Source organism: Nocardia farcinica (assembly GCF_029867845.1).
Classification (GTDB): Bacteria; Actinomycetota; Actinomycetes; order Mycobacteriales; family Mycobacteriaceae; genus Nocardia; species Nocardia farcinica_A.
Map to the genome: position 1 here is coordinate 1 of NZ_JARWRU010000623.1, position 1180 is coordinate 1180.

Below are 1180 nucleotides of genomic sequence, written 5' to 3' on the forward strand. Positions count from 1 at the left end.
CTGCCGAGGAGGTCGGCGCGGCGGGCGCCGAGGGCTCGGTCTGCTCCGGCGCCGAAGCCGACGACGCCCGCGTGCCCCGGCGTGACCGCTCGTCGAACCGGCGCGCGAACCGCCGGGCGGGTTCCTCGACGAGGGCGTAGCTCGCGGCGGCGACAGGCAGGGTCAAGGCGACGGTGAGCAGCAGCACCCAGGCGAAATTCCCGGAGAACGGCAGGATTCCGAAAACGGGGAACACGATCGACAGCACCACCAGATGCCAGAGGAAGATGCCGTAGCTCCAGCGGCCGATGGTCGCGCCCAGCGGCGACTCCAGCCAGCGGTGGTTCGCGGCGCCGAGGACCAGCGGAGCGATCAGGCCGAAGCCGATGAGCGCGCCCAGCGCCGTCTTCAGCACGTACTGCCACGGTTCGGCGCGGGTGAGACCGGCGGGACCGGCCAGGTCGGTGGCCGAGAGCAGGAAGGCCGCCAGCGCGAGCGGCCACATGACGAAGCGGTCGCCACCCAGCCGCCACAGCTGACCGCGCCAGCCGCGGGTCCCGGCGTGCTCCGGCTCCTCCACCAGTTCGGCCAGCAGCATGCCGCCGGCGAACCAGGGCAGGTAGCCGGGCAGCCAGTTGTCGGCGTGGATGGCCTCGGGCGTCGGCACCGGCAGCAGATTCCAGCCGAGGCACAGCGCCCCGAGCCCGATCACCGCGGGCACCCGCCATCGGGCGGCCGGACCACGCAACCGCACCATCGCGAACGCCAGCACCGGAAGCACGAGATAGAAGGCCACCTCGACGGCGAGGCTCCACATCTGGGTCAGCCCGTCGGTCAGCGTCAGCGGCACGTAGATCTGCAACAGCGCCAGGTTCGACACCCACACCCGCACGCCCGCGGTGTGTGCGGCGGCGGGCAGCAACAGCAGCGCCGCGCACACCACCGCCCAATAGGCGGGCAGGATGCGCGCGGCCCGGTGCCGCAGGTAGTGGCCGACGCCGGGGGCGTCGCCGTGCCCGCGGGCGGCCGCCGCGTGCGGACGCCACAGCAGGTAGCCGGAGAGCACGAAGAACACCGCGACCGCCATGTCGAACCGTCCCCAGATCCGGCCGATGACCGGCGTGTTGGCAGCTCCGGTCTGGAAGGCGACGTGGGTGAGGACCACACCGAGCGCCGCGAGACCGCGCATTCCCTCCAGTGC

Annotated in this window: 1 protein-coding gene; it reads right to left on the reverse strand. The window is 72.7% G+C overall.

Annotation, left to right across the window (positions count from 1 at the left end; all coding sequences use genetic code 11):
• Positions 1-1180 (reverse strand): acyltransferase family protein (locus QH283_RS13725; RefSeq protein ID WP_280503387.1); only part of this gene is annotated, 1180 nt, incomplete at both ends.